General features: G+C 74.0%; 11 protein-coding genes and 1 pseudogene. 8 read left to right on the top strand and 4 right to left on the bottom strand.

The window, feature by feature from the left end:
• The first annotated feature begins 69 nt into the window (after positions 1-69).
• From rpsF to rplI, 4 genes are all read left to right on the top strand, one after another.
• Positions 70-366 (top strand): 30S ribosomal protein S6, encoded by a 297-nt coding sequence (gene rpsF / locus CLV92_RS04725; protein ID WP_104431619.1) that lies wholly within the window; start codon positions 70-72, stop codon positions 364-366.
• Entirely contained in the window at positions 366-923 is a 558-nt protein-coding gene (locus CLV92_RS04720; protein ID WP_104431618.1) for a single-stranded DNA-binding protein, read from the top strand. The genes rpsF and CLV92_RS04720 overlap by 1 nt, the downstream gene beginning before the upstream one ends.
• Before the next feature lie 171 nt (positions 924-1,094).
• Entirely contained in the window at positions 1,095-1,331 is a 237-nt protein-coding gene (rpsR, locus tag CLV92_RS04715; RefSeq protein WP_104431617.1) for a 30S ribosomal protein S18, read from the top strand.
• Positions 1,332-1,345: 14 nt separating this feature from the next.
• The gene (rplI, locus tag CLV92_RS04710) at positions 1,346-1,798 is read left to right on the top strand and encodes a 50S ribosomal protein L9 (RefSeq protein ID WP_104431616.1); all 453 of its coding nucleotides are present in this window, start codon (positions 1,346-1,348) and stop codon (positions 1,796-1,798) included.
• A gap of 150 nt (positions 1,799-1,948) precedes the next feature.
• Here rplI and CLV92_RS04705 read toward each other — a convergent pair whose 3' ends face one another.
• Complete coding sequence (locus CLV92_RS04705; protein WP_104431615.1) at positions 1,949-3,322, bottom strand: MATE family efflux transporter; 1,374 nt, start codon at positions 3,320-3,322, stop codon at positions 1,949-1,951.
• Between the two features lie 417 nt (positions 3,323-3,739).
• Between CLV92_RS04705 and CLV92_RS04700 the strand changes: the two genes are divergently transcribed.
• Both CLV92_RS04700 and CLV92_RS04695 read left to right on the top strand, forming a co-directional pair.
• On the top strand, positions 3,740-7,339 hold the full coding sequence (locus CLV92_RS04700) for a replicative DNA helicase (RefSeq protein ID WP_104431614.1): 3,600 nt from the start codon (positions 3,740-3,742) through the stop codon (positions 7,337-7,339).
• Positions 7,340-7,476: 137 nt separating this feature from the next.
• Positions 7,477-8,895 carry a DNA polymerase IV gene (locus tag CLV92_RS04695; protein ID WP_211290862.1) on the top strand — a complete coding sequence of 473 codons (1,419 nt, stop codon included), beginning with the start codon at positions 7,477-7,479 and terminating at the stop codon, positions 8,893-8,895.
• 22 nt (positions 8,896-8,917) lie between these two features.
• On the opposite strand, the gene CLV92_RS04690 is transcribed toward CLV92_RS04695, so the two are convergent.
• On the bottom strand, positions 8,918-9,661 hold the full coding sequence (locus CLV92_RS04690; RefSeq protein WP_104431613.1) for a sulfite exporter TauE/SafE family protein: 744 nt from the start codon (positions 9,659-9,661) through the stop codon (positions 8,918-8,920).
• A gap of 79 nt (positions 9,662-9,740) precedes the next feature.
• On the opposite strand from CLV92_RS04690, the gene CLV92_RS04685 reads away from it, so the two are divergent.
• Positions 9,741-10,484 (top strand): SDR family oxidoreductase, encoded by a 744-nt coding sequence (locus CLV92_RS04685; protein ID WP_104431612.1) that lies wholly within the window; start codon positions 9,741-9,743, stop codon positions 10,482-10,484.
• 116 nt (positions 10,485-10,600) lie between these two features.
• On the opposite strand, the gene CLV92_RS22265 is transcribed toward CLV92_RS04685, so the two are convergent.
• Positions 10,601-11,383 carry a right-handed parallel beta-helix repeat-containing protein gene (locus tag CLV92_RS22265; protein WP_104431611.1) on the bottom strand — a complete coding sequence of 261 codons (783 nt, stop codon included), beginning with the start codon at positions 11,381-11,383 and terminating at the stop codon, positions 10,601-10,603.
• Between the two features lie 238 nt (positions 11,384-11,621).
• A pseudogene (locus CLV92_RS23195) lies at positions 11,622-11,933 on the bottom strand (ricin-type beta-trefoil lectin domain protein); the annotation flags it as partial.
• A gap of 157 nt (positions 11,934-12,090) precedes the next feature.
• Between CLV92_RS23195 and CLV92_RS04675 the strand changes: the two are divergent.
• Entirely contained in the window at positions 12,091-13,149 is a 1,059-nt protein-coding gene (locus CLV92_RS04675; protein ID WP_104431610.1) for a potassium channel family protein, read from the top strand.
• The last annotated feature ends 11 nt before the right edge of the window (positions 13,150-13,160 follow it).

The raw sequence follows: 13,160 nt of genomic DNA, 5'->3' as shown, positions 1-13,160 counted from the left end.
GGCGCGGAGGCACGCACACCCTCCTGCCACGGAGAGACCGTGGCCGCATGAGTCCGAAGGAGGTGGGGAATGAGCGCGCGCAACTACGAGCTCATGGTCATCCTCGACGCCGAGCTGGAGGAGCGCACCGTCGCTCCGTCCCTCGACCGGTTCCTGAACGTCGTCCGCCAGGGCGGCGGGACGGTCGAGAAGGTCGACATCTGGGGCCGTCGCCGGCTGGCCTATGACATCAAGAAGAAGTCCGAGGGCATCTACGCCGTCGTCGAGCTGTCGGCCGAGCCTGCGGTCGCGCAGGAGCTCGACCGCCAGCTGAACCTCAACGAGGCGGTGCTGCGGACCAAGCTGCTCCGCCCGGGCGCTCGCTGATGGCGGGCGAGACCGTCATCACGCTGGTCGGCAACCTCACGAACGACCCCGAGCTGCGGTTCACGCCGTCCGGCGCGGCGGTGGCCAACTTCACCGTGGCCTCCACCCCGCGCACGTTCGACCGCCAGTCCAACGACTGGAAGGACGGCGAGACCCTGTTCATGCGCTGCGCGGTGTGGCGCGAGGCGGCGGAGAACGTCGCCGAGTCCCTCACCCGCGGCACCCGGGTCATCGTGACCGGCAGGCTGCAGTCGCGCTCCTTCGAGACGAAGGAGGGCGAGAAGCGCACCGTCATCGAGATGCAGGTCGACGAGGTCGGCCCGTCGCTGCGCTACGCGAGCGCGAAGGTCAGCAAGACCTCGCGCGGCGGCGGCGGCGGTGGTGGCGGCGGCTTCGGCGGCGGTGGCGGCAACTCCGGCGGCGGCTGGGGCGGTGGCGGCGGGAACTCCGGCGGCGGGCAGCCGCAGGACGACCCGTGGGCGACCGGCCCGTCCTCCGGTGGCGGCGGCGGCGGCGGCGGTTGGGGCGGCTCGTCCAACGACGACCCGCCGTTCTGACGGGCCGAGCGTTCTGACGGGCCCGTAGCGACCCGTCCGGCTCTCCCGGTCCCGGCGTGCTGACCCCAGCGCGCCGACGGCCGGTGGCGGAGCCCTCCGCGATCTGCGCGGCAAGTTCCACACCACCATCCCGGGCGCAGTCCCGGGCTCTCACGAGAGGGGAGCACCACGATGGCCAAGGTGCCCGTGCGCAAGCCCAAGAAGAAGCAGAACCCGCTGAAGGCGGCGAAGATCGAGGCGGTGGACTACAAGGACACCGCGCTGCTGCGGAAGTTCATCTCCGACCGCGGCAAGATCCGCGCCCGTCGTGTGACCGGCGTGTCCGTGCAGGAGCAGCGGCAGATCGCCACGGCGATCAAGAACGCCCGCGAGATGGCGCTGCTGCCCTACTCCAGCTCTGCTCGCTGAGAGGAGACGACGAGATGAAGCTCATCCTCACCCACGAGGTGACCGGTCTCGGCGCTCCTGGCGACGTCGTCGAGGTCAAGGACGGCTACGGCCGCAACTTCCTCCTGCCCCGCAACCTGGCCACTCCGTGGACCAAGGGCGGGGAGAAGCAGGTGGAGTCGATCCGCAAGGCCCGCCGCGCCCGCGAGATCGCCTCCCTCGAGGAGGCTCAGCAGGTGAAGCAGTCCCTGGAGGCGCGCACCGTGCGCCTGCAGGCCCGCGCCGGCCAGGGCGGCCGCCTCTTCGGCGCCATCACCCCGGCCGACGTGGCTGCGGCCGTCAACGCCGCCGGCGGCCCGAGCATCGACAAGCGCAAGGTCGAGATCGCCCAGCCGATCCGGGCGACCGGCTCCTACAAGGTCGACGTCCGGCTGCACGCCGACGTCTCCGCGAAGGTGACCGTCGAGGTCAGCCCCTCCGCCGTCTGAGGCGCCGGGTCGGACCAGGCCGAGGGCCGGTCGCGCGATGAGCGCGGCCGGCCCTCGGGCGTCTGCGCCGGGTTCCGGCGGCACCTCCCGCCGTGCCAGGGGCGTCCGGCGCTGCGGCCCCGGGCCCTGCGCGCGGCGAGGAGCCGGCCGTCAGACGCCGGTGACCATCCAGGCGGCGCCGCGGGCCCGCAGCGCCAGCGGCAGCAGGCGCACCGCCATGAAGCCGCCCGCGAAGGCCGCCCACAGCCACAGCAGCCCCTCCTGCCCGCGCGGCGTCAGCGCCAGCACGGCCAGCGCCATCGGCACGTACACCAGCAGGACCACGGCGCCCGTGACGGCGAGGTAGCGGCCGTCACCCGCCCCGATGAGCACGCCGTCGAGGACGAAGACCCAGCCGCCCAGGGGCAGCGTGAGCGCCACCACGAGCAGCACCGCGACGAGGTCCGCGCGGACCGGTCCGGCCTCGGTGAACACCGCGGCGAACGGGGCGCGGGCCAGGGCCAGCGCGGCGCCGAGGACGACGCCCGCACCCACCCCCCACACCACCATGCGCTGCACCGACCAGCGCACCCCCGCGGTGTCGCCCGCCCCCAGCGCCCGCCCGACGAGGGCCTGCGCGGCGATGGCGAGGGCGTCGAGGACGAGCGAGGCGGCGGTCCACACCGTCATGGCGACCTGGTGCGCGGCCACGGCGGAGTCGCCCTGCGCGGCGGCCACGTACGTCGTGAGCAGCAGCGCGGCCCGCAGGCTCAGCGTGCGCACCAGCAGCGGGACGCCCACCCGGGCGCTGCGCGCGAGGCCGCCGACGTGCGGGCGCAGCGGCGCGCCGGCCCGCCGCGCCGCCCGGGCGACGACCGCGGCGAGGACCACCGCCATGAGGATCTGCGTGACGGCGGTGCCCACGGCGGAGCCGGCCACGCCCCAGCCCAGGCCGTGGACGAGGGCGATGCTCGCCGCCACGTTGAAGGCCGCCCCGCAGGCCGCCACGACCAGCGGCGTGCGGGTGTCCTGCAGGCCGCGCAGGACGCCGGTGGCGGCCAGGACCACGAGCATCCCCGGCAGCCCCGGCATGCTCCAGCGCAGGTAGGCGACGGCGTGGGGCTCGACGGCCGGGGAGGCACCCAGCCCCCGCACCACATCGGGCGCCAGCGCGGTGCCGAGCACCGCCACGACGGCGCCCAGGCCCAGGGCGAGCCACAGCCCGTCCACCCCTCGGCCGAGGGCGCCGCGCACGTCCCCGGCGCCGAGGCTGCGCGCGACGCCCGCCGTGGTGCCGTAGGCGAGGAAGACGAAGAGGCTCACCGCCGCGCCCAGGGCCGCCCCCGCGATGCCGAGGCCGGCCAGCGGCAGCGTGCCGAGACGGCCCACGATCGCGGAGTCGGCCAGCAGGAAGAGCGGCTCGGCGACGAGGGCCCCCAGGGCGGGCAGGGCAAGGCGCAGCACCTCCGCGTCACCCGCCGTGACCTTCGGTGAGAAGGGGGAGGGGCGCTGTCGTCCACATCCATCCGGGTGACGCGCCTGCACCGTCCCACTCCTCCTCCACAGCTGGTGGATGGCGTTCTGGCAGGTCAGAGCGCCCTGAGGGGCACTTTCCACGCCAGATCGGCGAGTTGTCCCCAGGGCTGTCCACCCCCTGTGCACAACGACCCCCTCGTCATCCACATGTTGTCAACGAGCCTGTGCACAGGCGCACCCGGCCCCGCTCGGACATGTCGGAGGTGGCACGTACACAGGACGAGTGGAGGGACACTGGTCTGCGGACCGGCAGGTCCCGGACGCCGCCGGCGGCACGGGCGCGCGGTGTCCTCTGAAGCACGGGGAGTGGATGGCGTGACGACGGACCAGCACGATCTCGTCTCCCCCCGCGACGGGTCGGGAGACCCGGGGCGGGGCGGACGCGGATCTCGTGGCAGCTCGGGGGGCAGCGAGCCCTACGACCGGATGCCCCCGCAGGACATCGCCGCGGAGCAGGGCGTCCTCGGCGGGATGATGCTGTCGAAGGACGCCATCGCCGACGTCGTGGAGGTCCTCAAGGGCCCCGACTTCTACCGCCCGGCCCACGAGCTGGTCTACGAGGCGATCCTCGACCTCTACAGCCGCGGTGAGCCCGCGGACCCCGTGACGGTCTCCGCGGAGCTGACCAACCGCGGCGAGCTGGCCCGGGTCGGCGGCGCCCCCTACCTGCACGACCTCATCTCCACCGTGCCGACGGCCGCCAACGCCGGGTACTACGCCCGCATCGTCCGCGAGCGCGCCGTGCTGCGCCGCCTCGTGGAGGCCGGCACCCGCATCGTGCAGATGGGCTACGGCGGCGACGGCGGCGACGTCGAGGCCATCGTCAACTCCGCCCAGGCCGAGCTGTACCAGGTGACGGAGAAGCGGGTCAAAGAGGACTACGCGGCCCTGGGCGACATCATCGAGGGCGCGATCGACGAGATCGAGGCCTCCTCGCACCGCGGCGACGCGATGGTGGGCGTGCCCACCGGCTTCGCGGACCTCGACCAGCTCACCAACGGCCTGCACCCCGGGCAGATGATCGTCATCGCGGCGCGACCGGCTGTGGGCAAGGCGCTGGCGCTCGACACGCCCCTGCCCACTCCGACGGGGTGGACGACGATGGGCTCGGTGCGGGTCGGCGACGAGCTGCTCGGCGCCGACGGACGGCCGACGCGCGTCGTGGCGGCGACGGAGGTGATGACCGACCGTCCCTGCTACGAGGTCCGCTTCTCCGACGGCAGCGTCGTGGTCGCCGACGGCCAGCACCAGTGGCTCACGCAGACGCGGGCGTCGCGCAGGTCCGCCCAGGCCGCGGCGGCCGGGTACGGGGGCGCCCGCACCCAGCGGACCTTCGCCGAGGTGCGGACCACGGAGGACATCGCTGCCACCCTGCGCTGCCCCGGCGCGGAGCGCAGGCTCAACCACTCGGTGCTCAACGCCCGGCCCCTCGAGCTGCCGCCCCGCGATGATCTGCTGCTGCCGCCCTACGTGCTCGGCGCGTGGCTCGGCGACGGGACGAGCGCCAGCGCTCAGATCACCACGGCCGACCCGGAGCTCGTCGTCCACCTCGAGAGCGAGGCCGGCTACCACCACGGCACGGTGCAGGCGCGCCTGCGGACCCTGGGCGTCCTCGGGGACAAGCACATCCCGGTGGCGTACCTGCGGGCGTCGGTCGACCAGCGCCGGCAGCTGCTGGCCGGGCTGCTGGACACGGACGGCACCGTCGCACCCAGCGGCACGGTGCAGTTCGCCGTGACGTCCGAGAGGCTCGCCCGCGACGTGCAGGAGCTGGTCCACAGCCTCGGCTACCGCACCGGTCTCAGCACGAAGCGGGTCCGCGGTCGCTCGGAGGCGTCGTCCACCGCCCACACCCTCACCTTCAGCACGGACGACGACGTCTTCCGCCTCGAGCGGAAGCGCCTCCTCCACAAGGACCGGCGGCAGCGGCTGTTCCAGCGGCGCAACTCCCGGTTCATCACGGACGTCCGCCCCGTCGGGTCCGTGCCGGTGCGCTGCGTCCAGGTCGACAACACCGATCACCTCTACCTGGCCGGCCGGGCGATGATCCCCACACACAACTCGACCCTGGGACTGGACATCGCCCGGGCGGCGTCGATCAAGCACGGCCTCGCGTCGGCGATCTTCTCCCTGGAGATGGGCCGCAACGAGATCGCGATGCGCCTGCTGTCCGCGGAGGCGAAGATCCCGCTGCAGAACATGCGCAAGGGCACGATGCGCGAGGACGACTGGACGAAGCTGGCCCGCACCATGGGGCAGGTCAGCGAGGCCCCGCTGTTCATCGACGACAGCCCGAACATGTCGCTGATGGAGATCCGCTCGAAGTGCCGGCGGCTGAAGCAGCGCCACGACCTGAAGCTGGTGATCGTCGACTACCTGCAGCTGATGACGTCCGGCAAGCGGGTGGAGAGCCGCCAGCAGGAGGTCTCGGAGTTCTCCCGTGCGCTGAAGCTGCTGGCGAAGGAGATCGAGGTCCCCGTCATCGCGCTGTCGCAGCTCAACCGCGGCCCGGAGCAGCGCACCGACAAGAAGCCGCAGATGAGCGACCTGCGCGAATCGGGCTGCCTTCCTGCGGGCACCCGCGTCCTGCGGGCGGACACCGGTGCCGAGGTGACGATGGGCGAGCTGTTCGCCTCCGGTGCGCGCGACGTGCCGGTGTGGGCGCTCGACGACTCCCTGCGCTACGTCCGACGCCACCTCACCCACGTCTTCGCCACCGGCACCCGGCAGGTGTTCCGCCTGCGGCTGGCCTCCGGCAAGGAGGTGCGGGCCACGGCGAACCACCCCTTCCTGGCGTACGAGGGCTGGACGGCCCTGGGCGAGCTGTCGCCGGGGGACAGGGTCGCGGTGCCGCGCCACGTGCCCGCCCCGGAGCTGGTGACGGGCTGGGACGACGAGCGGGTGCTGCTCCTCGCGCACCTGCTCGGGGACGGCTCGTTCGTGCGGCGGCAGCCCCTGCGCTACGCCAGCGTCGACGAGGCCAACCTCGAGGCCGTCGCGGCGGCCGCGTCGTCCGCCTTCGGGATCACCGCGGTGCGCGACGACCACGCCGCGGCCCGGTGCACCAGCCTGCGGCTGCCCGCTCCGCACCGGCTGACCCACGGTCGGCGGAACCCGATCGCGGCGTGGCTGGACGAACTCGGTCTGTTCGGCCTACGCAGCTTCGAGAAGTTCGTCCCGGCCGAGGTGTTCTCCCTGCCGAAGCGGCAGATCGCCCTCTTCCTGCACCACCTCTGGGCCACGGACGGCTCCGTCACGGTGCGCAAGGACGGCCGGGGTGGACGCATCTACTACGCCTCGACGAGCCGGCGCCTGGTGGACGACGTGTCCCGGTTGCTGCTCCGCTTCGGGATCTCGGCCCGGGTCCGGCGCACCACCCCCAAGGGGGCGTACCGCCCCGGCTACACCCTCGACGTCTCGGGGATCGACGACCAGCGCCGCTTCCTGCAGGAGGTCGGCGTCCACGGAGCGCGGGGGGCGAGCGCGGCTCGTCTCCTGGAGGTGGTGCTCGCCGGGACCGGGAACACGAACGTCGACACGGTCCCCCGTCAGGTCTGGGACCGGGTCCGGGACGTCCTCGCGGAGCGGGGGATGACGCACCGGCAGTTCGCCGAGGCGATGGGCACGTCGTTCTGCGGCAGCGCGCTGTGGAAGCACGCGCCGTCGCGGCAGCGCCTGGGCCGGGTCGCGGAGCTCCTCGGCGACGCCGACCTGGAGGTCATGGCCGTCAACGACGTGCTGTGGGACCAGGTGGTCGCCATCGAGCCCGACGGTGAGGAGGCGGTCTACGACGCCACCGTGCTGGGCGGGCACAACTTCATCGCCGACGGCGTCGCCGTCCACAACTCGATCGAGCAGGACGCCGACATGGTGATCCTCCTCCACCGGGAGGACATGTACGAGAAGGAGAGCCCCCGCGCGGGTGAGGCGGACTTCATCGTCGCCAAGCACCGCAACGGCCCGACGGACACCATCACCGTCGCGTTCCAGGGGCACTACTCCCGCTTCGTCGACATGGCCACCTGAGCCGGCGCCGCCCCAGCGCCTCGCGCCCGCCCCAGCGCCTCGCGCCCGCCCCGGCGGGGACGTGCCGCTCCCCGGTCCGGGGCGTCGCGTCGACCGCGGCGGGGCGTGCCGTCGCACCCGCTTGGCAGACTGCGGGGGTGGGATCGCCCGACGCCACGCGACCGAGCGTGCTGCACCTCGACCTGGACGCGTTCTTCGCGGCAGTCGAGCAGCGCGACAAGCCGTCGCTGCGCGGCAAGCCCGTCGTGGTCGGCGGGACGGGCTGGCGCGGGGTGGTGGCCACGGCCTCCTACGAGGCGCGGGCGTTCGGGATCGGCTCGGCGATGCCCACCATGGAGGCCCGCCGCCGTTGCCCGAACGCGGCGTTCCTGGCGGGGCGGTTCTCGGCGTACCGGCGGGTGTCGGAGCAGGTGATGGCGCTGGCCCACGAGCTCTCGCCGCTGGTGGAGCCGGTGTCCCTGGACGAGGCGTACGTGGACCTCGGCCCCACGCACCCGGGCCTGGACGCCGCCGGGGTGAGCGCGCTGGCGGAGGGGTTCCGGGCGCGGGTGCGCGCCACGACGGGGCTCACCGTCTCGGTGGGAGCCGGTCCCAGCAAGCTCGTCGCGAAGATCGCCTCGGACCTTCGCAAGCCGGACGCGCTGGTGGTGGTGCCGGCGGACGAGCAGCGCGACCTGCTGGCGCCGCTGCCGGTGCGCAGGATCCCCGGCGTCGGCGCGGTCACGGGTGAGCGCCTCGCCCGGTTCGGGATCCGCACCGTCGCCGACCTGGCCGCCGCCGACGAGGCGGAGCTGGTCCGGATGTTCGGCAAGGCGCACGGGTCGGGGCTGAGGGCGTACGCGCGGGGGATCGACCCGCGGCCCGTGGTGCCCGAGCGGGACGCGAAGTCGGTCTCCGCGGAGGAGACGTTCGCCGTGGACCTCACGGACCGGCGGGAGCTGGTCGAGCGGGCGCGCCGGCTCGTGGACCGCGTGGCGGTGCGGCTGGCCACGGGGGGCGTCTCGGGGCGCACGGTGACGATCAAGTTGCGCCGCTACGACTTCACCACCCTCAACAGGTCGAGGACCCTGCCGCAGCCCACGGCGTCCCCGCGGGAGATCGCCCAGGCCGCGACGGCGCTGCTGGAGACCCTGGACGTCGCCGACGGGGTGCGGCTGCTCGGCGTGGGGGTCTCGGGGCTGACGGAGTACACGCAGCAGGACCTCCTGGCGGAACTCGACGAGCCCGCGGCGCCCGGGGAGGAACCGGGCGCGGAGCCCGGCGGTGCGGAGTCCGGCGGTGCGGAGCCCGGCGGTGCGGAGCCCGGCGGTGCGGAGCCCGGAGGGATCCTGCCGCAGGGTTCCACCGCCCCGTACGGACCACCGGCGCCGGCCCGGTCGGGGTGGAGCCCCGGCCAGGACGTCACCCACGACGAGCACGGCCCGGGGTGGGTGCAGGGTTCCGGCGTGGGCCGGGTGACGGTGCGCTTCGAGGGCCCCCGCACCCCCGTCGGCCGGATCCGCACGTTCCGCGACGACGACCCGGCCCTGCACCCGGCGGGCCCGCCGGTGTGGTGAGGGTGGCGGTGCGGCCGGGCGCTCAGCGCAGCAGGTTCAGGCCCGAGAGCACCGTGACGACGAGCACGATCTGCTGGAACCGGGCCTGGTCGATGCGCTGGATGACCCGCCGGCCCAGCCAGCCGCCGGCGACGACCGCGGGGGACAGCGCCGCGCACAGCAGCAGCACCGGGCCGGTGATGAGACCGAGGGCCACGCTGAACGGGACCTTGAAGGCGTTGACCACGGCGAAGAACCACGCGGAGGTGCCGAGGAACCCGAGCATGGCGAAACCCATGGTGAGCAGGTACAGGGACATCACGGCACCGCCCGCGTTGGCGACCATGGTCGTGAACCCGGCGAGGACGCCGAACGCCAACCCCGCGCCGTGCCGCGCCCAGCCGGTGGGGACCGCGTGCGCGCCGCGCCGCCGCTGCCACAGGTGCACGCCCACGAGGGCGATCAGCACCGCGCCGATGGTCCGCCGCATCACGGTGTCGTCCACGGCGGAGACGAACAGGGCGCCGGCGAGGACCCCCACGGCCACGGAGGGGAAGAGGCGCAGCAGCACGCCCCAGTCCGCGTGCCGGCGGTAGGCGCGCAGCGCCAGCACGTCGCCCACCATGAGCAGGGGCAGGAGGGCGCCCGTGGACTCCTTCGCCGGCAGCACGGCCGCGAAGATCGCCACGCTGATGGAGGCGGCCCCGCCGATGGCCGTCTTGGCGAAGCCCACGAGCAGGGCGGCGAGGACCAGCAGGAGGAACCCGGTGGTGGTGACGTCGCTCACGCGGGGCCTGCGTGCGGTGGTGCGGGGCTCGGCACATGGCGACAGTAGCGAGCGCCCCCGGCGCCGCTAGCGTGCTGTCATGGTCGACATCGTCGTGATCACCGGTGGTGGCCGTGGCATCGGGGCGGCGTCCGCGCGTCTGCTGGCCGGCCGCGGTTACGGGGTGTGCCTGAGCTGGACGTCGCAGCGGGAGGCCGCCGAGGCCGTCGTCGCGGACTGCGTCGCCCTGGAGGTCCCGGCCACGGCCGTGCGCGCCGACGTCGCCTCCGACTCCGACGTCGCCGCGCTGTTCGCCGCTGCGGCGGAGCTGGGGACCGTCGCGGGTCTCGTCAACAACGCGGGGATCGTCGCGCCGCCGCGCCGGGTGGAGGAACTGACCCGCGAGCGGGTCCTGCGCCTGCTCGACGTGAACGTGGCGGGGGCCTTCGCGTGCGCGGCGGAGGCGGTCCGCCGGATGTCGACCGCGCGCGGGGGTGCGGGTGGTGCGATCGTCAACGTCTCCTCCCGGGCCGCCGTGCTGGGCGGGCCGGGAGAGTACGTGGACTACGCCGCCTCCAAGGCCGCGCTCGACGCGCTGACGGTGGGGCTGGCGAAGGAGGTCGCCGCGGAGGGGATCCGCGTCAACGGCGTCCGGCCGGGGCTGATCCGCACGGACATCCACGCCAGCGGCGGCCAGCCGGGGCGGGTGGAGCGGATGCAGGACGGGGTGCCGATGGGCCGGGGCGGCGAGGCGCACGAGGTCGCGGAGGCCGTCGCGTGGCTGCTGTCCGACGCGGCCTCCTACGTGACCGGGGCGACGCTCGACGTCAGCGGGGGTCGCTGAGGCCGGGCGGTGCCCGTGCCGCCCCGGACGCGGCGGAGCTCCCGGCGCCGCGTGGGGGGCGCGGTGCCGGGAGCCCCCGGGGCTCAGCCGTCGCGGGCCTCAGCCGTTCCCGGGGGTCAGCGCATCGGGGCGCCGAGGACCGCGGTGCGCGTGGTGAGGAACGTGGTGCGGGGGAGGGTCCCGTCGGCGGGGCGGGGTCCGGTCGCCGAGGTGGGGTCCGTGCTCACGAAGACGGAGGCCCCGGTGGTGGTGGAGGTGGTCGTGGTGGACCACGAGTTCACGCCGACGCGGTTGGCGGTGCCCGCGACGAAGGGCCGCAGGTCGCCGACGGAGAGGTTGCGGTCCAGGGTCGCGGCGGAGGAGCGGAACCAGTAGCCGTTCGCGGCGTTGCGGAACGAGGTGTTGCCCTCGATCACCAGGTCGCCGGGGTTGGAGTTGTCGGTGAACCCGTTGGCGGTGTTGTCCCACGCGGCGCTGTTGCGGACGACGTGCGCGGTGGCCGGGGAGGGGCGGCCGCCGCCCAGCTCGAACCCGTTGCCGTTGCCCTCCCAGGCGGTGTCGCCGAAGCGGTCGACGCCGTTGCCGTAGGCCCAGGTGCTCTCGATGGTCACGGCGGAGGTGAACATCCACAGGTCGAGGCCGTCGTCGGCGTTGTTGAAGAGGCGGACGCCCTTGATGAGGTTGCCCTCGCCGCTGCCGAACTCGATGTCGATCCCGTCGGCGTTCTGGCCGTGGGTGGCCGCGTCGTAGTTGTGGTGGAAGTCGCTGTCGAGGAGCCGGAAGACGTCGTCGGTGCAGGACGTGCAGACGAAGGGGTGGTTCTTCGCGCCGAAGATCTCCAGGCCCTGCACGGTCCAGTGGCTGGCGTCCATGCTGATCGTCCACGCGGTGACGGGCACGCCCGAGGCGTCGATGCGGACCGCCTCCCCCCGGGTAGTTGCTCAGGGTGATGCGCTGGGCCGGCGTGCCTGAGGTGCGGATCCAGGTGCCGGCCGTGGGGCGGTAGGTGCCCCCGTGCATCCAGATGGTCTGGCCGGGGCGGACCACGGAGACGGCCTTGGCGAGGGTGGCGAGGGTGGCGAAGGGGCGCTGGACGCTGCCGCCACCGGTGTCCTGCCCGGTCGGGGCGACGTAGATGCCGGTGCCGGTGCCGGTGCCGTGGTCGCTCAGGCAGAGCCCGGTGCGCGCGTTGACGACCTGGTGACCGGACTTGCGCAGCACCACCTCCCACGTCTGGGCGCTCTCCTCCGGGGCGCAGGAGGCCAACTGCACGCGCGCCCCGCTGGCCGAGGAGCGCGGGTCCGCGCTGAGGCGCAGGCCGCTCACGCCCTGCACCGGCTGCGCCGCGGAGGTGCTCCCGCCCTGCAGGCGGAACACCTCCGAGGTCGCGGTGGGCGAGCAGACGCTCTGCTGCAGCAGGGCGCCGGCCCTGGCCGCGCCGGCGGCCACAACGTGTCAGTGCGAGATGACTCACAGCGAACGGCTGCGGCTCCGGTTCCCCCGGTCGGCCCCCTGGGGTCACACAGAGGGACGTGCCGGACCACGTCGCGCACGGCGGGGCACCCACCTGCCCGCCCGCCCCCGCCGGGCGTGGTAGGCAGGGGCCGTGTCCGATGGCTACGAGAGCGTGCACCTTCCCGCGTCGAAGAAGGCCGGCCCGCTGCGCGCGCTGCTCGCCCGCTTCGCGTTCGCGGGCCTGCTCGTCTTCGTCAACTGGCTCCTCGTGGTCCTCGAGCGCGAGGACTACACCGACAGCCGCGACGGCGAGGTCTCCCTCACCGATGCGCTGTACTACACGACGGTCACCCTCTCCACGACCGGATACGGTGACATCACCCCGGTCTCCGACTCCGCCCGGATGATCAACGCGCTGGTGGTCACGCCACTGCGCCTGATGTTCCTGGCGATCCTCGTCGGGACCACGCTCCAGGCGCTCACCGAGCGCTCCCGCACCGAGTTCCGCCTCGCGCGGTGGAGGGCACGCATGCGCGACCACGTCGTCGTCCTGGGCTACGGCACGAAGGGCCGCAACGCGCTGCGCGCGCTGCGGATGCGCGACCACGCGCCGGACCACCTCGTCGTCGTGGAGGCCGACCCCCAGATCGCGGCGCAGGCGTCGGCGGACGGGTACGTGGTGATCACCGGCAACGCCACGAGCCCCGACGTCCTCCAGCAGGCCCTGGTGCACCGCGCCCACACCGTCATCGTCGCCCTCGACCGCGACGACACCGCGATCCTGGCCACGCTCACCCTGCGCCGCATCGCGCCGCGGGCGACGGTGGTGGCCTCCGCCCGGGAGGCGCAGCACGCGGTGCTGCTCCAGGAGGGCGGGGCGTCCTCGGTCGTGGTCTCCTCCGAGACCACGGGGCGCCTCCTCGGCCTGGCGACCGAGAGCGCCGACGCGGTCGGCGTGGTGGAGGACCTGCTCTCCTTCGGGCAGGGCCTGGACCTGTCCCAGCGGCCCGTGCGGCCCGAGGAGGTGGGGCGCCCCACGAGCGAGCTGGGGGTGCCGGTGCTGGCGGTCGTGCGGGCGGGCCTGATGATCCGCTACAACGAGGCCGGCGCCGGGCGGCTGCAGGCGGGTGACCGCATCGTCTTCGTCGACGCCCCGGAGCCGGGTCTGGGCCCGCACTCCGGCGCGCACACCGGCCACAACCTCTACTGAGCGGCCTCTGC

This window comes from Kineococcus xinjiangensis (genome assembly GCF_002934625.1).
In the GTDB taxonomy this organism is placed as follows: Bacteria; Actinomycetota; Actinomycetes; order Actinomycetales; family Kineococcaceae; genus Kineococcus_A; species Kineococcus_A xinjiangensis.
The sequence above is the reverse complement of the archived record's forward strand: the minus strand, read 5'-3'. Positions and strand labels throughout refer to the sequence as shown.